The sequence below is a fragment of the Saonia flava genome (assembly GCF_011927795.1).
Lineage (GTDB): Bacteria > Bacteroidota > Bacteroidia > Flavobacteriales > Flavobacteriaceae > Saonia > Saonia flava.
The window spans coordinates 730429-748772 of record NZ_JAATJJ010000002.1 but is presented as its reverse complement, the minus strand read 5'-3'; the positions used below and the strand labels follow the sequence as shown (position 1 = coordinate 748772).

Genomic DNA, 18344 nt, shown 5'->3' with positions numbered 1-18344 from the left:
AAAACATAATTCGAACAAATGAAAATTAAAATACTAGTATTAGCTCTTGTGGCAGTAGTAAGCTGTAAGGAAAAGAAAAAAGAAGCAATCACAGAAGTTGAGGAAATGGCTCCAGTACAAAAATTTTATGTAGGCACCTATACCGGTGGAGATAGTGAGGGAATCTATAGATATGCCTTGCACGCAGATGGTAGTTTGGAACAAGTTGCTTTTTCAGGAGCATCCAATAATCCTTCTTTCTTGATCAAAAGTCCCAATGGTAAATTCTTGGTATCGGTGAATGAACAGAATGAGGAAGGAACGGGCTATGTTGAGTCTTTTGCAATCAAAGGTGACAGTTTACAGTCATTGAGCAAGAGGATTTCAGACGGAGCGCACCCTTGCCATTTAAGTATGAATAAGGATGGTTTTGTTGTTGTTTCCAACTATACCGGAGGCAATCTAGGTTTATTGAAATTGGATAATGCAGGAGAACTTTCGGAATTGCTATACACGGAGAACCATGAAGGACAAGGAAGCGGAAAAAATCAAGATAAGCCTCATGCACATTCTGCCTGGTTTTACGGTGATGGTAATGATTTGGTATCAGCAGATTTGGGAACCAATGAACTTTGGTTTTCACGTTTGGATATAGAATCTAAAAAACTTGTTCCTGCAAGTCCACAAAAATTGTTATTTGATGATGGTGCAGGGCCACGTCATATGGTCTTTCATCCAAATAAAAAATGGCTGTATGTCGTGAATGAATTGAACGCTACGGTAACAAGAGTAGTTAAAAATGAAAAGGGTGTTTTTGAAAAAAAAGAATCTGTTTCGACTTTGCCAGAAGGGTATAACGAAGACAGCTTTTGTGCTGATATCCATATTTCATTGGATGGTAAATTTGTTTATGCCTCCAACCGGGGTCATAATAGTATTGTGATATATGGTGTAGACGAGACAACGGGAGAACTTAAAACTTTAGGATATGAGCCTACAAAAGGGAATTGGCCTCGTAATTTTTCACTATCCCCAGACGGAGAATTCCTGATAGTGGCAAATCAAGAAAGTAATAACCTTGTTTCATTTAAACGAGATGTAGAAACAGGAGAATTGACCTTTGTTTCGGAAATTGAGGCACCAACCCCAGTATGTATATTATTCTAAGGTTTATTTATGAGTAAAAAGGCCATAAAGCGAAACGTTTCTGTATTGGGGCCAACGGAATTTACTGGAATTCAATTAAAACAACCAGCGAAGTATGCAGCTGGACTTCCAGCCGTAAAGGTTGCGTTGCAACATGTTTTTAAAGAAATGGGAGTGGTAAAAGGGATTAAATCCCTTTCCCATATGAACCAAAAGGAGGGTTTTGATTGCCCAGGATGTGCGTGGCCAGACCCGGAGAAACCTTCCAAATTGGGAGAGTATTGTGAAAATGGTGCTAAGGCACTGGCTGAAGAAGCTACGAGAGAACGGGTAGGTGCAGATTTTTTTTCTAGGCATTCCGTTGAAGAATTAAGTAATTGGTCAGATTATAAAATAGGAAAAAGTGGGCGACTTACAGAGCCTATGGTCTTGCGTCCGAACAGTGTTCATTATGAACCCATTTCATGGAAAGATGCCTATGGACTGATAGCCAAGGAGCTTCATAAATTGGATTCCCCTGATGAGGGCATATTTTATACTTCAGGTCGTTCTAGTAACGAGGCCGCTTTTTTGTACGGGCTTTTTGTACGGGCTTTGGGCACTAATAATATGCCCGATTGTTCTAATATGTGCCATGAATCCAGTGGTGTGGCTTTAAGTGAAACTTTGGGAATAGGAAAGGGCTCTGTAAAGCTTGAGGATTTTGATAAGGCTGAAGTTGTGATGGTCATTGGTCAGAATCCTGGCACCAATCACCCTAGAATGCTATCGGCCTTGCAAAAATGTAAAGAAAATGGTGGTAAGGTAATCAGTATAAATCCACTTGCCGAAGCGGGACTCATCCGTTTTAAAAACCCACAAGTAGTAAAAGGTTTTTTGCTTTCTGGTGAAGCGATAACTGATATTCATTTACAAGTAAAAATAAATCAGGATGTTGCTTTATTAAAGCTTATCATGAAGAAACTTGCGAAGCTGGATAAGGAAGTTGGAAATGTTTTTGACCATGAGTTCATAAAAACCTATACCCAAGGTTATGATGAAGTGCTAAAGGACTTGGAGCGCTATTCTGAGGAAGAATTAGTACAGATTTGCGGAGTAGAGGAAAGACTAATTGATGAAGCGGTACAAGTTTTAACAGAAAGGAACAAGATTATTATTTGTTGGGCCATGGGGCTTACCCAACATAAAAATGGAGTGGAAAACATAAAAGAGTGTGTAAATCTACTATTGTTAAAAGGTAGCTTGGGAAAACCTGGGGCGGGTACCTGCCCTGTTCGTGGACATAGCAATGTACAAGGAGATAGGACAGTAGGGATAATGCACCATGTTTCTCCTGCATTAAATAAAGCTATTAAAAAGGAATTTGGATTTAATCCGCCAGACAAAGAAGGACTGGATACGGTACATGCCATAAGAGCAATGCATTCTGGTAAAGCCAAGGTTTTTGTTGCTCTGGGGGGTAATTTTATTTCTGCGGCATCAGATACTCAATATACTGCGAAAGCATTACAGAATTGTAATCTTACAGTTCAGATAAGTACAAAATTAAATCGTAGTCATTTAATTACGGGGGATACTGCTGTGATTTTACCCACCTTAGGACGTTCAGAACAGGATGACAAAGGTTTTTTGACTGTTGAGAATAGCATGGGAAAGGTTCATAGAACTAAAGGGATGCTTCAACCCGTATCTAGTAAATTAAAAAGTGAGCCTGAAATAGTTGCAGGTATTGCCAATGCTTATTTCAAAGAAAACCATATTGTGGACTGGAAGGTTTTGGGCTCTGATTACAACTTAATCAGAAACAAGATTGAAGCTGTTTTGAATGGTTTTGAAAATCTGGACCAAAAATCTAGTGGTTCAGGTTTTTACTTGCCAAATAATGTTCGGGATTTGGATTTTAGTAAACTTCCCAATCAGAAAGCACAATTAAGTATTTGTAGTTTACCAAAACATCAATTAAAGGAAAATGAATTTTTATTAATGACTATTCGGTCCCATGACCAATTTAACACAACTATTTACGGTCTTAATGACCGGTATAGAGGTGTTTATAATGAGCGTAGGGTAGTTTTTATGAATGAGATAGATATATACAAGCTTGGGCTAAAACCCAATGAAAAGGTAGATTTAGTTAGTAAATATGAGGGCAAGGAACGTCTTGCGGAAAACTTTTTGATAGTTACTTATAATATACCGCAAGGAAATTTGGCCTCCTATTTTCCAGAAACCAATGTCTTGGTTCCGATAAATTACTATGCAGATAAAAGTAATACCCCTGTAAGTAAATCAATAGTGGTTTTTGTTGAGAAAAGAGCATAAAAAAAGCTCTAGAACATGGCACGCCTAGAGCTCAACTTAAATAAACCTGTTCTTTCCTAATCGAAAATGAATCCTGTAGAAATTCTAAAAATGAAAGCATATAAAACAACAAAAATTAATGCTATACACATCCATGAGTATATTTTAAATGAATTTCGAATAATAATATTTCCGAAATTTTTGAATGCTTCAATATAAAGTTCTCTAATAAGTAGTAGTTTTTTCATGTCCTTTTGAATTAGTGTGATTTGTTATTTCAAATATCTACCATGTGTATTTTATTTGTTCAATGAAATAGATAAGGAGAAGATTTTTAGGGTAAACGGTATGGCCCATCGTTTAACTGTATATTAATATAGATGAGTTTCTCCTACTATATAAATGATGAATCGGTGAAATGCAGATATGTTATGACCAAATTGTTAATAGATTTAATAATAAAATTTATCACTACCAATTCACGAGATATTTTTTTGAAGTAATTTTAACTTGTTAGTCCAAGTGTGAGAAATATACTCCCCCTCTCACAAGGATTCACTATATAATGCTAGGGCTTATGGTTCGTTAATAACAGGTTTCTGTATTTTAAACATAATCTTAATATTATACATGTGCCTTTTTAATTGGATTTTATAATTCCACCTTTTGGTAAATTTTATAACTGTTTGTTAATGATTTCACAATATATAAAAGGCTTTTTTTATGAATCCTAATATAACTTGCAATATCTTTTTTATTAAATATCTATATGGTATTTTCATAATGTTTGATGGTATGGCCATCGTAAAATAAATTAACAACCAATCTTATGACTTACTTTCAAGATTTGTTTTCTAATTTATATGTTTTAGGGTTGTTTTCTTTATTAGGGGCCTTGTTTTTGTCACTTAAAATATATCCTGCCATCATTAACATTGTTCATATTAAAAATTTGATGGATGACCCGAGCAAGGGTCATAGTATTCATAAAAATAAGACTCCAACGCTTGGTGGGGTAGGGTTGTTTATTGCTTTTGCATTATTGCTTATATTATTTGGATTGTTCATGCAATTGGAACAAGAACACTTGTCTAAAATACTTGGATTGGTTGCGGCCACCATGATTTTAATGTTTTTGGGTGCTAAAGATGACCTTGTAGATTTAGCGCCAAAGAAAAAATTTATTGCACAACTTATTTCCGCATCCATTGTGATTTTTTTAACAGATGCTAGAATAACAAATTTTTACGGTCTTTTAGGGATACATGAATTGTCTTACATTGCATCAATAGTCTTTACCCTTTTTGTTTTCCTTTTAGTTGTTAACTCATATAACTTGATTGATGGAATAGATGGATTAGCTGGATCTATAGCAATAATATGCAGTTTGTCTTTTGGTATCTACTTTCTTTTGAATAAAAGCCATATAATGGTTTTGATTTCTTTTGTCTTGATTGGAGCAATAATTGGTTTTTTAAGATATAATCTATCTCATGAAAAAAAGATGTTCATGGGTGATTCTGGCTCTTTGTTCATTGGGTTCCTTCTTACATATCAAGGCATTATTTTTTTAACAGAAAATAGTCTTGAAACTACTCAATATTATATTTCTAATGCCCCAATAATGTTATTGGTGGTTTTATCATTTCCATTATTGGATACTCTTCGAGTTTTTATTATTCGGGCAAAAAAGGGATTAAGCCCATTTACTGCAGATCGAAATCATATTCATCATCGCCTGTTGGATTTGGGGTTTAAGCATGGAAGGGCCTCATTGTTGATTTCCATAATCAATATTCTAATCATGACATTGAGTTTTTTAGTTAGGGACTACAATATAAATATCCAATTGTTGATATGTGTGGGCATGGGATCTCTACTATATCTTTCACCATTTTTAATATCTTATAAAAAAGAAACACTTTTTAAAGAAGAAGATGTGCTAATGGTAACCAATAAGACTAAAATCACACAAGAAATTCCTTTTGTGCCGGTTCAGAGAGAGTATAACATAGCAACAGATTTACCTAATCATGAGGAAGTAAGGGAAGAGGTGGAAAACAAAAGAATGAAAAAAATCTTCGCAAAAAGATTGGCCGAATTAAAAAAAATGGCATCAAAACAAAAAAGGCAACAGTTTTAAATCCATTTGGCATGTTGAAAATTCCATGTGGATATTTAAGGGGAACTTTTTTTATGTTTTATTACCTTTAAAAATTAAAAATTAAAAATTATGAGTTTCGCAAAAAATATTCTAATTACTGGAGGTGCCGGTTTTATTGGATCGCATACCGTTAGAAGATTTGTGAACACATATCCTGATTACCATATCTATAATTTGGATGCATTGACATATGCAGGGAACCTAGAAAATCTAATAGATATTGAGGATAAAAAAAATTATACTTTTATTCAAGGTGATATTCGGAATGAAAAATATATAAATGATATTTTTAATGAATATAGATTTGATAGCGTTATTCATCTGGCAGCGGAGTCCCATGTTGATAGATCCATAAATGACCCTTTAGCATTTGCTAAGACCAATGTTTTGGGAACTATGGTTCTTTTGAATGCATTTTTGTCCTTGTGGAAAGGAGACTGGGAAGAAAAACGGTTTTATCATATTAGTACAGATGAAGTGTATGGGTCATTAGGGGAAACTGGTCAGTTTACTGAAATTACAGCATACGATCCAAATTCTCCTTATTCAGCTTCTAAGGCAAGTTCAGATCATTTTGTAAGAGCTTATGGGGAAACTTATGGATTGCCATACGTTATTACCAATTGTTCCAATAATTATGGCCCAAATCAATTTCCAGAAAAATTAATTCCATTATTTATAAATAATATTATTCACAATAAACCATTGCCTGTATATGGAGAAGGCATTAATACAAGGGATTGGTTGTATGTGATAGATCATGCAATGGCCATAGATTTGGTTTTTCATAAAGGCATGATTAAGGAAACATATAACATAGGTGGATTCAATGAGTGGAAAAATATTGATTTGGTGAAAATGTTATGTAAACAAATGGATGAAAAATTAGGAAGAAAAAAAGGTAGAGGTGAAGAATTGATTACCTATATAAAAGACAGACCAGGTCATGATTTGCGATATGCCATTGATGCAACAAAAATAAATAAAGAATTGGGATGGAGTCCAACTGTTACTTTTGAGGAAGGACTTTCTCAGACGATAGATTGGTATTTGAACAATACAGATTGGTTAAAAAATGTAACCTCAGGAGCCTATCAAAATTATTACAAAGCCCAATATCATTAGCTTATGAAAGGAATTGTTTTAGCTGGAGGCTCAGGTACTAGATTGTACCCGTTGACCAAAGGTACGTCCAAACAGTTGTTGCCCATCAACGACAAACCCATGATTTATTATCCCTTGTCCACGCTAATGTTGGCAGGAATAAGAGAGGTCCTTATTATCTCTACTCCAAGAGACTTGCCTCGATTTAAACAGTTATTGGGAGATGGGTCAGACATCGGCATGCAATTTTCTTACAAGGAGCAACCTTCGCCAGATGGTTTGGCACAAGCCTTTATAATAGGGGAAGAGTTTATAGGTAGTGATGATGTGTGTTTGGTTTTGGGGGACAACATTTTTCACGGACAGGGGTTTACAAAGCTATTGACCAAAGTAGTGGGAGAAGTTAAGGAAAAGAAAAACGCCACTATTTTTGGGTACTATGTTTTGGATCCGGAACGGTATGGGGTAGTGGAGTTCAATGCAAATGGAGATGCGATTAGTATAGAAGAAAAACCTTTAAAACCAAAAAGCCACTATGCCGTTGTAGGCTTATATTTTTATCCGAACAGCGTAGTGGAAATTGCCAAGAAAGTAAGGCCCAGTAAAAGGGGAGAATTGGAGATTACGGCCATTAACCAAGAATACCTCACACAGAAAAACCTAAAAGTTGAGCAATTGGGAAGGGGCTTTGCATGGCTGGATACAGGTACACATGAATCTCTTTTGGAAGCATCTAATTATATACAGACCATTGAGAACAGACAGGGCTTGAAAGTGGCTTGTTTAGAGGAAATTGCCTATGAAAAAGGATATATAACAAAAAGTCAACTGTTAGAACTTGCAGAACCTCTTAGGAAAAATAATTACGGCCAATATTTAATCCAAAGAGCAAATGAAATTCCTTTATGAATTTTAAAAAATTAAATATACCCGAGGTTATCTTATGTGAACCAAAAGTTATTGGGGATGAACGTGGGTATTTTTTTGAAACCTTTAGGGAGGATAAGTTTACCGCATTTTTGGGGAAGAAAATTAATTTTTGCCAAGACAACGAATCCAAATCGTCTTATGGGGTTTTAAGGGGCCTTCATTACCAATCACCACCCTTTGCACAGGCTAAGTTGGTACGCGTAATAGAAGGAAGTGTTTTGGATGTGGTAGTAGATCTTCGCATGGGTTCTCCAACATTTGGTCAGCATGTGGCCGTAGAGTTAAATTCTGAGCTTAAGAACCAATTGTTTATACCTAAAGGCTTTGCCCATGGTTTTGTTGTGCTGAGCAAAGAGGCCATATTTGCCTATAAAGCAGATAATTATTATAATTATAAAAGTGAAAAGGGAATTTTGTTTAATGATCCGGAACTTGCAATAGATTGGAAGTTAAACGGGAATAACTTAAAATTATCAGAAAAGGACGCCCAACTTCCTTTGTTCAGGAATGCAGAATATTTTGAAACAAAAAACCAATAAGGATGAGAACTATATTGGTAACGGGTGGAAATGGGCAATTGGGGTCAGAAATACAAGAGTTACAGCCTTTTTATACAAACTATAATTTTTTTTTCACAGATATAGCGGAGCTAGATATTACAGACCATATTGCCGTTGAAAAGTTTGTGGAAGCAAATAAGATTAACATTATAATCAATTGTGCGGCATATACGGTTGTGGATAATGCAGAAAAAGACTATGAACGTGCCAATGCAATAAACCATTTATCAGCTAAAAATTTTGCCCAAATTGCAAAGACCAAAAAAATAGAATTGGTACATATTTCCACTGATTATGTTTTTGATGGAAGCTCTAAGAAGCCATATACCGAAAAAGATGTCCCCAGCCCCCAAAGCGTTTATGGCAGGACAAAATTGGATGGTGAAAACGCTATTCTAAAAAGGAACCCTAAAAATTCTGTTATTATTAGGACCTCATGGGTGTATTCTTCTTATGGCTCTAATTTTGTAAAGACCATGTTGCGGTTGGGGAAAGAGGGGCACGAACTGAGTGTGGTTGGCGATCAAATGGGTTCACCTACATACGCAAGGGATTTGGCAAAAACCATTCTGGAAATACTCCCAAAAATAAAAAATACCGGTGTAGAGCTATATCATTATACCAATGAAGGGGCCTGTAGTTGGTATGATTTTGCTAAAACAATATTCAGAATAAAAGGAATGCCCATTAAGGTAAATTCCATTCAAACTTGGCAATACCCAACACCTGCAAAACGACCAAATTATAGTGTCTTGGACAGTAGTAAAATAAAAAATACATTTGCTTTAGACATTCGGTATTGGAAAGATGCGTTAGAAGAGTGTTTGGAAAAAATAGGTAGCTAATTACATGTTTTATTTTGTAGAAAGGGAGTTAAATCTATGAGAAAACAAATAAGTGACTTATTGGGAAAGGAAGAAAACAAAAAAATCTTTTCTAATTTTGTATCATTATTTTTTTTGCAAGGTGTAAGCCTGTTGTTGCCCCTTATTACATTCCCATACTTGGTTAGAGTGTTAGGTATAGAAAAATATGGACTTGTCTTTTTTGCACAAGCATTTATAGCCTATTTCTCTACATTAACAGAATACGGTTTTAATTTAACGGGAACTAGAGAAATATCTCTTCATAAAAATGATTCTAATAAGCTAATTAAAATCTATAATTCTATTTTAGGGGCTAGGCTTATGTTAGTGAGCTTAGGTTTTGTAATAATGTCCATTGTAGTTTTAAGCTTTGAAAAGTTTTCCATTGATTGGAAATTATATTTTCTAACATATGGAGTGGTTGTTGGAACAGCTTTGTTTCCAACTTGGTTTTTTCAGGGAATGGAAAAAATGAAGTTCATTACCATATTAACTGTGATATCTAAAACAATATTTACAGTACTAATATTTGTATTGGTCAAATCTTCTGAGGATTATTTATGGGTTCCTTCATTGTATTCAATTGGTAATATTTTTGTTGGTATAATTTCATTGATAATAATAAACAAACAATTTGATATTCCTTTTAGACTGCAAAAAGCTAATTCTGTTTTTCAACAGCTAAAAAATGGATGGTATGTTTTCATTTCAAATGTCTCCATAAATTTGTATTCTGCAACAACAACCTTTGTTTTGGGATTGGTAACCAATGCTTCAATGGTGGGTTACTACGCGATTGCTGTTAAAATGATAAAAATAATTGCAACACTGTTCGCGCCATTAAATCAATCAGTTTACCCTCATATTGTTCAGCTAACAAAAAAATCGCCCAAAGAGGCCGCATCATTTGTTAGAAAAATTATGAAGTACACAATAATTATTTCAATAGGAATACTACTGATTGGGATTTTCTTTACCCGGCCACTGTTTTATTTGGTGTTTGGACATGATGTTGAACACTCCATATTATTATTTAGATTATTATCTCCACTTATTATCATTTTACCTATTGCTTCGATTTTGTTTAATATAGCCTTGTTGTCATTTAAAATGGATACACACTTTTTCAAAATATATAGAACTGGAGCTATTTTGAATGTTATTTTACTGGGATTATTACTTTTTGTGGTTAAATTGTCAACCATTGGAGCTGGAATTTCATTGCTAATATGTGAAACTACTTTAACAGTTTATGCCGGAATACTATTGTATAAAAGCGGTATATATGTATTTCCATTTTTTATGAAAAATAAAATAATTAATCACCAATAGTTTTTGTATGAATATAAAAACAGATAAAATTTATATTTTTCATGAATACGGAGATAAAGGTCATTATAGGGCATTAGATTGGTTTGCTAATTCTCACGAAAACTTAAAAATAAAATATATAGAATTTTCTATTACCAGGAAGTTGATAAAGTCGTTCATTAAATTGGATGTTAATTTATTTGTAAAACAATTTATCAATTTAAGTTTCATCATTGATTCGATTTTTTCAAGAAATAAAATAATTATAGTTGGTATAGCTCCATATGATTGGAGATTGATTTTCTATTATCCTTTTTTAAGAAAAAACAAATATTATTATCATACTTCAAATACTTCATGGCGTTATAAATACCCAAAAAAAATTTTAGCAGAAACAGATATTTCAAAATCAAGCTGGAGGAAATTCATTAATAATTCAAATGGAGTTTTTTGCGCAACTAATAAAACAGCAAAGGAAATTTCGCTTTATTATAATGTTTCAGAAATATCAATTGTTAACCACTCTATTGTTTCATCGTATTTCCTTAATGGTATTGCCACCCCCTATTCTAAAAAGTTAAAAACCATTAATTGTTTGTTTGTTGGAAGGCTTACAGAATGTAAAGGCTTAAAGCTAATATTTAATTTAATAGACAGACTTTCTTCAGATAATTTTACATTTTCTTTTGTAGGAAAAGGAAATATGGAAGAAGAAGTAAGAGAATATATTGCAAATAACAAAAACTGTGTTTTCTATGGATATATAAAAAATCAAGATTTGAAAGCAATATATGATAAAGCTGATATTTTATTAGCACCATCAATTAAAACAGATTCTTGGGAAGAGTTGTTTGGAATGAGTATTATAGAGTCAATGGCTTGTTTTACAGTGCCAATAGCTACAAATCATTCCGGACCAAGCGAGATAATTAATAGTGGTTTTTCTGGATTTTTATTTTCAGAGAAAAATTATGTGCAAAATTCATTCGAAATTTTACAAAATTTTTCAAATAATATTTCAGGATTAATAGAAATTAAGAACAATGCTTATAATGAAAGTATTAAATATAGTGTAGAGAATGTTTTTAAAAAATGGAATCAAGTTTTAAAACTGGAAATGAATGAAGCTTTATAATAATATATTTTCTTGAGGTTTTTAAATTATCATTAATGTCCTTAAAGCAAAAAACAGTATATGGGATTTTGTGGACTTTTGCCGATGCATTTTTGGTGAAGGGACTTTCCTTTGTGTCTATGCTTTTATTGGCCCGTTGGTTGGGACCCAATGATTTTGGATTAATTGGAATGCTGGCATTGTTTATAGGTATAGGTACTTCATTGGTTGAGAGTGGTTTGCCCGCATCTTTAATTAGAACAAAAAAAACTGATAATATTGATTTTTCTACGGTTTTTTATATGAACATGGCCATGAGCTTGGTAGTATATACGCTACTCTTTTTTATAGCCCCTTATATAGCAGATTTTTATGGACAACAAATTTTGGTCAATATTATAAGAGTTTATTGTATAAGTTTTATTATTTCTGCCTTTTCAACCGTGCAATTGACCATTTTACAAAAAGAAATGAAATTTAAAAAAATTACATTGTTGAATGTTCCCAGTACCATTCTTGGAGTTTTGGTAGGTTTGTGTTTGGGATATAATGATTATGGTGTATGGAGCATTGTGGCAATGTACCTTACCACACAAGTTATATTATCTTTTCTTTTGTGGTCAACTACAAATTGGCGACCTAGTTTCACTTTTTCAATAGAGAAATTACAATATCACTATAAATTTGGGTATAAACTAATGCTTTCTGGTTTGCTAAACATTGTTTTTAATAATAGTTATCATGTGTTGATTGGAAAGTATTTTCCCTTGCAAACATTGGGCTACTATGAAAGGGCACAACGATTTAACGAGTATCCGTCTATAACAATAACGGGCATTGTAGAAAAAGTAACATATCCTATGATGGCCAAGTTGCAAGACGACAAACAAAAACTGTCAGTTATTTATAGAAAAATGTTACGGCTGGCTTTTTTTATAACGGCTCCATTAATGTTAGGTGTGGCCGCTATGGCCCAACCTATTTTTGAAATTGTTTTGGGAGAGGAATGGTTGCCGGCCGTTCCTTACTTTCAAATACTTAGTATTGCTTATATGTTTTACCCCATACATGCTTTTAATATAAATGTTTTGAAAGTGTTTGGACGGAGTGACCTTTTCTTAAAATTGGAAATCATAAAAAAAATAATTATTGTAGTGGGTATAGTGGTTGGTTTTCAATTTGGAATATTGGGATTGGTATGGAGTGGAGTGCTCACTTCCTTTTTGGCTTTACTGGTTAATACATATTACAGTAGTCAATTAATTGATTACAGTACAAAGAAACAGTTATTGGATATGGTTCCAATTTTAGTGTTGGCAGTAAGTGCTTGCTTATTAATGTATTGTGTGGTAGATGGATTCAATAATTACCAAAATGGAGTGCAAATACTAAGCGCAACTTTTTTAGGGACCTTATTTTATCTATCTATTCATTCTTTAATTAAAAAAAGTCCTATGTATGATTTATTAGCAATTATTAAAGACAGAAATATATGATTCCTATTACTAAACCTTTTTTACCCCCTAAAAAAGTGTACAATGCATTATTAAATGGAATCTGGAAACGTAATTGGGTCACTAATATGGGACCTTTGGTCAGCGAATTGGAAACAAAGCTCAAGGAAAATTTGGGATTGGAGAATGCTTTGTTTGTTACAAACGGCACGATTGCTCTTCAATTGGCTATTAAAGCTTTGGAATTAAAGGGAGAGATAATTACAACACCCTATACATATGTAGCCACTACAAGTAGCATAGTTTGGGAAGGCTGTTCTCCAGTGTTTGTTGATATTGATAAAGAAAATCTTAATATAGATCCAACTAAAATAGAAGCTGCCATTACCAAAAAAACATCTGCAATTTTGGCGACCCATTTATTTGGAAACCCGTGTGATGTGGTGGCTATTCAAAAAATTGCAGATAAATACAATCTTAAAGTGGTATATGACGGAGCTCATGCTTTTGGGGTAAAAGTGAATGGAAATTCCATATTTAACTATGGTGATGTTTCTACCTGTAGTTTCCATGCTACCAAACTATTTCATACGGTAGAAGGAGGGTTAGTGGTAACCAAAGACCCAGAGCTAATAAAAAGTATGGCCTATTCCCATAATTTTGGACATGATGGTCCTGAAAAATTTAAAAACTTAGGAATAAATGGAAAAAATTCTGAATTTCATGCAGCTATGGGATTGGCCAATATAAATTATGTGCAAACCGTTCATAATCAAGCTAAGTCGTTGACTTCTAGGTATGATAAAAAATTAAAAACATTAAAGGCAACCAAGCCTAAATGGCATAAAGATTCTAAACCCAATTATTCCTATTATCCCATTGTTTTTGAGAGTGAAGCTTTGCTTATTAAATGTATAAAGACACTTATGTTAAATGAAATTTTTGGAAGACGCTATTTTTATCCTTCCTTAGCAGATAGTTTGCCTTATGTAGACTATAAAAAACTGGAATTTACGGATGATATATCCAAAAGGGTATTTTGTTTACCCTTATACTACGATTTAACCTTAGAGGAAGTAAATTTAATTTGTCGTTTATTGCTAAGAGCACAAAACAGTAAGTAATGAGAATTGCCATAATGCAACCTTATATTTTTCCCTACCTTGGATATTTTCAATTGATAAGCGCTGTAGATACTTTTGTGTTTTGTGATGATGTAAACTTTATTAAAGGAGGATGGATTCATAGAAACAGAATCTTGGTAGACGGTAAACCTCAATATATTTCATTTCCATGTATAAAAAAAAGTCAGAATAAATTGATTAATGAATTGGAATTAAAATTGGATTCTAAAGAATTTTATAAAATTCTGCCCACTATTCATAGAGCATATAAATTTGCTCCTTATTATGATATTGTATTTCCGATTTTAGAGGGGTTGATTAATTCCAATATTAAAAATTTATCCAAATTTGCTAGCAATACAGTAATGGTTATTTCAGAATATTTGGAAATTGATACGGAGTTTCTGTATACCTCAGAGGAGTTCGGCCATACAAAAGGTCAGGAAAGGTCAAATAGACTAATAAATATTACCAAGCAATTGAATAGTGCCCACTATATAAACCTAATAGGGGGTCAGGAAATTTACGATAAGTCTTATTTTAATGATCAGGGTGTGGCACTTAATTTTATAAAATCTGAAAATGAAATTTATAAGCAATTGGGTAATGATTTTGTTCCGTATTTGTCAATAGTGGATGTACTCATGTTTAACTCGGTAACAGAAATACAACAGATGTTAAAAAGTTATAGGTTGATATGAGAAAAAAAATTGAATATCTCTTATCTAACCTTAATAATAAGCTGGAAGGCAATTTTCTTAAAATGCAAGAAAAAAGTATTGCAGAATATGCTAATAAAATTGTTTCCAATGCAAATATAGTGCCCATTTTAGAGCAAGATAAATTAGAAGCTTTTATTGCTTTTTATGACAATGACCCTAAGAAGGAAATTGCATATTTAAGCATGTTGGCCGTAGATTATGGTTCTTTGGGAAAATCTTATGGCAAAGTACTTATGGAAACGGCTATAAATATTTTAAGAAAAAAAGGGTTTAGGTATTTTGATATTGATATCGATGTGGATAATAGTATTGCCATAGATTTTGCTAAAAGGTATGGGTTTAAGATTATGGAAAGAGGCGAAAAGATAAGGGTAAGAAGGGTGCTATGATTACGGTAAGTATTATTATGACCACCTATGGTCACGAAAAATATATTGCAGATGCCATAAACGGTGTTTTAATGCAAGAATGTACTTTTAATGTAGAACTTATTGTTGCAGATGATAACTCTCCAGATAAAACGGAGGATGTGGTAAAGGACCTTATAAAAAACCATCCTAAAAAAGAATGGGTTAAATACACAAAACATAAAGAAAATAAAGGAATGATCCCTAATGGAATATGGGCATATGAACAAACAAAGGGGGAATATATTGCCTTATGTGAAGGGGATGACTATTGGACAGACCCACTAAAACTGCAAAAACAGGTAGATTTTCTTAATGCTAATAAAGAGTTTGGGTTGGTTTTTACGGATTTGGACTTTTATCATAATGAGACCAATGTTTTTTTAAAAGATGTTTTTAAAAGCAAATCCATGCCTTTGTATTTTTCTTTTGAAGAACATTTGGAAAATGCAGGTTATTTGGCACCCTGCACTTGGTTGTGCAGAAAGGAATTGGTCTCTTTTATTGATGAGCATTATGTGGATGGGACATTTCCCTGGATGTTGAATGTTATGGCAAACTCAAAAATTAAATTTTTAGAAGACAATACAACGGTATATAGAGTGTTGAGGGAAAGTGCCAGCAAGTCCACTTCTATGGACAAAAGATTTAATTTTGCTCATGGGGTGTTTAAGATACAAAAGGATTTCTTGGATGAATACCCACAATCAAAGGAATTGGTAGATAAAATTTATAGAAAAGCATATGTCGCAATTTTCCCCATGGCCTCCGCCCTAGGGAATAATTCTTTTGTAGAAGAGGCCAGGCAATACTGGAAAAAAAATCGAAAGTCATTAAAAGAACGGTTGTTTTATAAGGTGGGATTTTTTAGGATATCCAAACATCTTTTTAAAATTTTATATAAAGGAAAGAGTATTTTACATTTTTAAATACTTCATTGTCTATTTTACTTGAAAAGGCATTTATGATATATTAAAAGCGAGGGTATCAATTTTAATATTAAAGATTTAGGATTTAACTCATGATAAATAAGAAAAAGTGGATTTTAATAATATTACTTTTAATATCAATTTGTGTTTTTGGAGTTTTTAATCTTACACCGTTAAACAAAATATTTATCTACCTGTCATTAATTTTCAGTACTGTGGGACATGGAATATTTTTTTTAAAAAGAAAAGTATTTCCTAGAAACATTAGAATTTGGTATTACATTGGAATTTCCTTAATGATAATATCAATATTAACTGCTTATACTTATTACAATCAGTCATTTGTATCTGGATTTGTTGCAAATGTTGATTTTTATAGAGTGGGCAGTATTGTTTTATTCATATATATACTTGTTAAGTATCGCGTTTCGTTCCCACTATTTTTCAGTTTAATATCAAAGCTTGGTTGGATTTTATTGTTTTTAATGATTCTCATGGCAATTACTGGCTTTGAATTCATAAATGAATCTGAGTTAACAGGCAAAGTAATCATTGTTAATGTGGAAATCGTATCAAAAAATTTAATCAATTTTATTGCAATTTTTTGGCTTGCCAAATTTTTGCAGCTAACCTCTTATAAGTACTTACTATATTCTTTATTATTCTTTAGTGCGAATCATTATGGGGAAATACAAAGATTTGTTCTTTTGGTAACCATGTTAATAATGGGTGTTGGGCTGTTCAAATATGGAAGTAAGAAGGTTAATTTAAAATTCATTATACCTGGTATTTTTACTCTATTCTTTATAGGGGTATTTCTTTTCAATACTTCAGGCGGTGAGTCAATTTTGGAAAGGTTTTATGAAGCCTCAAAAATTTTTACAAATAGAGAGGATAATATCAATGATATTTCAACTTCTATTAGAATTTCTGAAACAGAATTTGCAATTGAAAGATTTAAGTTGCACCCCTTATTTGGAAATGGTTATGCAAGGGCTAGTGAAGTCGATAAAATATATGGGGAGGATACCTATTTTCATGTTAGTGATATAGGCCTATTTGGTATTCTATATGTTTTTGGTATAATAGGAATTATTGTCATTATGGGTCAATTAAATCTATTGATACACTTTTTAAAATTGAGATTAAAGAACTATTATCAATTTACTTTTGTCTTGTCCTTGTTTTTTATGATGGTATTTACATTATTGACGGGGTCAAGTATTAATGGTTTCAGTACTTTTTTCTTTTATATAAGTTTAATGAGGCTAACATATATTCCTATTAAAAAAAGTCAAATCAGTGGGTTCTAAACATAAAGTAATTATAGTTTTAGTTAATTACAATAGTTTTAATGATACTTCGGCATGTATAAAAAGTATAAATGAGGTAAATGGAGAAAAACCATTCGTGGTTTTGGTGGACAATAACTCCAGGGACAAGGAAAATTTAAAAAACTTACCATCTGTTTATAAAAATATAAAAATACTATTTAATGAAGCGAACATTGGATTTGGCAGAGCTAACAATATGGGAATTAAGTGGGCACTCAAGAATTTAAATTTTGAATATATACTGCTATTGAACAATGACACATTAATTGAGCCAAATACAATATCATGGCTTATAGAGCCATATTTAGAAGATTCATCAATTGGGATTACCACTGGGAAAACTTTTTATGAAGCGAACAGGGAGATTGTTTGGTATGGTGGTGGAGAAATCAACTATTTGCGAGGTTGGCCCAAAATAGCCAATTATAATCAATTACCATCAGATGAAGGGGCCAATCAGTCCAGATATGTAAGTTTCATTTCTGGATGCACAATGATGTTTTCTAAAAATTCAATAAATAAAATTAAAGGTTTTGATGATGATTATTTTATGTATTGTGAAGACTTGGAGTTATGTATTAGAGCAAAAAAAATGGGGTATAAACTATTTTATGAAAGTAATGCCATAATTTATCATAAAGTACAGGGTAGTACTAAGATGGGTAATAATGAATTTACTGGGGACCATCCCAAAAACCCAAACCTTGCTTTTTTATTCTATCATATGAAAACAAACCAGTATTTGACTTTCAAAAAGCATTTAAAAGGATACAAAAGATTTAAGTTTAAAATCGTTTATTGGATGGAATTTACCTATAAAGCTTTAAGATATCTTTTGTGCCAACGGTTTGATATGTTAGAAACATATAAAAAAGTACTAATTAAAAATTTGAAATAGT

The 18344-nt window shown here is 32.7% G+C and carries 17 protein-coding genes; 16 read left to right on the top strand and 1 reads right to left on the bottom strand.

The genetic code is table 11. From position 1 onward, the window contains the following. Window positions 1–18 precede the first annotated feature (18 nt). Both GGR42_RS15455 and GGR42_RS15450 read left to right on the top strand, forming a co-directional pair. Window positions 19–1146, top strand: coding sequence for a lactonase family protein (locus GGR42_RS15455; RefSeq protein WP_167965902.1), 1128 nt, complete (start codon window positions 19–21; stop codon window positions 1144–1146). 9 nt (window positions 1147–1155) lie between these two features. Next, on the top strand, window positions 1156–3447 hold the full coding sequence (locus GGR42_RS15450; protein ID WP_167965900.1) for an FdhF/YdeP family oxidoreductase: 2292 nt from the start codon (window positions 1156–1158) through the stop codon (window positions 3445–3447). Window positions 3448–3503: 56 nt separating this feature from the next. Here the strand turns inward: GGR42_RS15450 and GGR42_RS16980 are convergent, their stop codons facing one another. Next, the gene (locus GGR42_RS16980; RefSeq protein ID WP_317169701.1) at window positions 3504–3674 is read right to left on the bottom strand and encodes a DUF6747 family protein; all 171 of its coding nucleotides are present in this window, start codon (window positions 3672–3674) and stop codon (window positions 3504–3506) included. 581 nt (window positions 3675–4255) lie between these two features. Between GGR42_RS16980 and GGR42_RS15445 the strand changes: the two genes are divergently transcribed. The 14 genes from GGR42_RS15445 to GGR42_RS15380 all read left to right on the top strand — a co-directional run bounded on the left by GGR42_RS15445 (window position 4256) and on the right by GGR42_RS15380 (window position 18343). After that, window positions 4256–5569 carry an MraY family glycosyltransferase gene (locus GGR42_RS15445; protein WP_167965898.1) on the top strand — a complete coding sequence of 438 codons (1314 nt, stop codon included), beginning with the start codon at window positions 4256–4258 and terminating at the stop codon, window positions 5567–5569. Between the two features lie 90 nt (window positions 5570–5659). Continuing rightward, the gene (gene rfbB, locus GGR42_RS15440) at window positions 5660–6715 is read left to right on the top strand and encodes a dTDP-glucose 4,6-dehydratase (RefSeq protein ID WP_167965896.1); all 1056 of its coding nucleotides are present in this window, start codon (window positions 5660–5662) and stop codon (window positions 6713–6715) included. Between the two features lie 3 nt (window positions 6716–6718). Further along, a complete protein-coding gene (rfbA, locus tag GGR42_RS15435) occupies window positions 6719–7603 on the top strand; it encodes a glucose-1-phosphate thymidylyltransferase RfbA (RefSeq protein ID WP_167965894.1) in 885 nt (294 codons plus the stop codon). After that, on the top strand, window positions 7600–8163 hold the full coding sequence (gene rfbC / locus GGR42_RS15430) for a dTDP-4-dehydrorhamnose 3,5-epimerase (RefSeq protein WP_167965892.1): 564 nt from the start codon (window positions 7600–7602) through the stop codon (window positions 8161–8163). Before rfbA ends, rfbC begins: the two co-directional genes overlap by 4 nt. Before the next feature lie 2 nt (window positions 8164–8165). Then, window positions 8166–9029, top strand: a complete 864-nt coding sequence (gene rfbD / locus GGR42_RS15425; RefSeq protein WP_167965890.1) for a dTDP-4-dehydrorhamnose reductase — start codon at window positions 8166–8168, stop codon at window positions 9027–9029. Between the two features lie 36 nt (window positions 9030–9065). Further along, window positions 9066–10382, top strand: coding sequence for a flippase (locus GGR42_RS15420; RefSeq protein ID WP_167965888.1), 1317 nt, complete (start codon window positions 9066–9068; stop codon window positions 10380–10382). A gap of 7 nt (window positions 10383–10389) precedes the next feature. After that, a complete protein-coding gene (locus GGR42_RS15415; protein ID WP_167965886.1) occupies window positions 10390–11496 on the top strand; it encodes a glycosyltransferase in 1107 nt (368 codons plus the stop codon). 35 nt (window positions 11497–11531) lie between these two features. Further along, window positions 11532–12971: a lipopolysaccharide biosynthesis protein gene (locus tag GGR42_RS15410; RefSeq protein WP_167965884.1), complete on the top strand. Its 1440-nt coding sequence runs from the start codon at window positions 11532–11534 to the stop codon at window positions 12969–12971. Further along, window positions 12968–14053 carry a DegT/DnrJ/EryC1/StrS family aminotransferase gene (locus tag GGR42_RS15405; protein WP_167965882.1) on the top strand — a complete coding sequence of 362 codons (1086 nt, stop codon included), beginning with the start codon at window positions 12968–12970 and terminating at the stop codon, window positions 14051–14053. The genes GGR42_RS15410 and GGR42_RS15405 overlap by 4 nt, the downstream gene beginning before the upstream one ends. Next, the gene (locus GGR42_RS15400) at window positions 14053–14754 is read left to right on the top strand and encodes a WbqC family protein (RefSeq protein ID WP_167965880.1); all 702 of its coding nucleotides are present in this window, start codon (window positions 14053–14055) and stop codon (window positions 14752–14754) included. The genes GGR42_RS15405 and GGR42_RS15400 overlap by 1 nt, the downstream gene beginning before the upstream one ends. Beyond that, window positions 14751–15164 carry a GNAT family N-acetyltransferase gene (locus GGR42_RS15395; protein ID WP_167965878.1) on the top strand — a complete coding sequence of 138 codons (414 nt, stop codon included), beginning with the start codon at window positions 14751–14753 and terminating at the stop codon, window positions 15162–15164. Before GGR42_RS15400 ends, GGR42_RS15395 begins: the two co-directional genes overlap by 4 nt. Then, window positions 15161–16111 carry a glycosyltransferase family 2 protein gene (locus GGR42_RS15390; RefSeq protein WP_167965876.1) on the top strand — a complete coding sequence of 317 codons (951 nt, stop codon included), beginning with the start codon at window positions 15161–15163 and terminating at the stop codon, window positions 16109–16111. The genes GGR42_RS15395 and GGR42_RS15390 overlap by 4 nt, the downstream gene beginning before the upstream one ends. 494 nt (window positions 16112–16605) lie before the next feature. After that, window positions 16606–17424 (top strand): hypothetical protein, encoded by an 819-nt coding sequence (locus tag GGR42_RS15385; RefSeq protein WP_167965874.1) that lies wholly within the window; start codon window positions 16606–16608, stop codon window positions 17422–17424. Beyond that, window positions 17414–18343, top strand: coding sequence for a glycosyltransferase family 2 protein (locus tag GGR42_RS15380; protein WP_167965872.1), 930 nt, complete (start codon window positions 17414–17416; stop codon window positions 18341–18343). The genes GGR42_RS15385 and GGR42_RS15380 overlap by 11 nt, the downstream gene beginning before the upstream one ends. Window position 18344 lies beyond the last annotated feature (1 nt).

Coding starts and splice junctions, on each gene's coding strand:
- GGR42_RS15455 (WP_167965902.1), top strand. CDS start 19: ATGAAAATTAAAATACTAGTATTAGCTCTTGTGGCAGTAGTAAGCTGT.
- GGR42_RS15450 (WP_167965900.1), top strand. CDS start 1,156: ATGAGTAAAAAGGCCATAAAGCGAAACGTTTCTGTATTGGGGCCAACG.
- GGR42_RS16980 (WP_317169701.1), bottom strand. CDS start 3,674: ATGAAAAAACTACTACTTATTAGAGAACTTTATATTGAAGCATTCAAA.
- GGR42_RS15445 (WP_167965898.1), top strand. CDS start 4,256: ATGACTTACTTTCAAGATTTGTTTTCTAATTTATATGTTTTAGGGTTG.
- rfbB (WP_167965896.1), top strand. CDS start 5,660: ATGAGTTTCGCAAAAAATATTCTAATTACTGGAGGTGCCGGTTTTATT.
- rfbA (WP_167965894.1), top strand. CDS start 6,719: ATGAAAGGAATTGTTTTAGCTGGAGGCTCAGGTACTAGATTGTACCCG.
- rfbC (WP_167965892.1), top strand. CDS start 7,600: ATGAATTTTAAAAAATTAAATATACCCGAGGTTATCTTATGTGAACCA.
- rfbD (WP_167965890.1), top strand. CDS start 8,166: ATGAGAACTATATTGGTAACGGGTGGAAATGGGCAATTGGGGTCAGAA.
- GGR42_RS15420 (WP_167965888.1), top strand. CDS start 9,066: ATGAGAAAACAAATAAGTGACTTATTGGGAAAGGAAGAAAACAAAAAA.
- GGR42_RS15415 (WP_167965886.1), top strand. CDS start 10,390: ATGAATATAAAAACAGATAAAATTTATATTTTTCATGAATACGGAGAT.
- GGR42_RS15410 (WP_167965884.1), top strand. CDS start 11,532: ATGTCCTTAAAGCAAAAAACAGTATATGGGATTTTGTGGACTTTTGCC.
- GGR42_RS15405 (WP_167965882.1), top strand. CDS start 12,968: ATGATTCCTATTACTAAACCTTTTTTACCCCCTAAAAAAGTGTACAAT.
- GGR42_RS15400 (WP_167965880.1), top strand. CDS start 14,053: ATGAGAATTGCCATAATGCAACCTTATATTTTTCCCTACCTTGGATAT.
- GGR42_RS15395 (WP_167965878.1), top strand. CDS start 14,751: ATGAGAAAAAAAATTGAATATCTCTTATCTAACCTTAATAATAAGCTG.
- GGR42_RS15390 (WP_167965876.1), top strand. CDS start 15,161: ATGATTACGGTAAGTATTATTATGACCACCTATGGTCACGAAAAATAT.
- GGR42_RS15385 (WP_167965874.1), top strand. CDS start 16,606: ATGGCAATTACTGGCTTTGAATTCATAAATGAATCTGAGTTAACAGGC.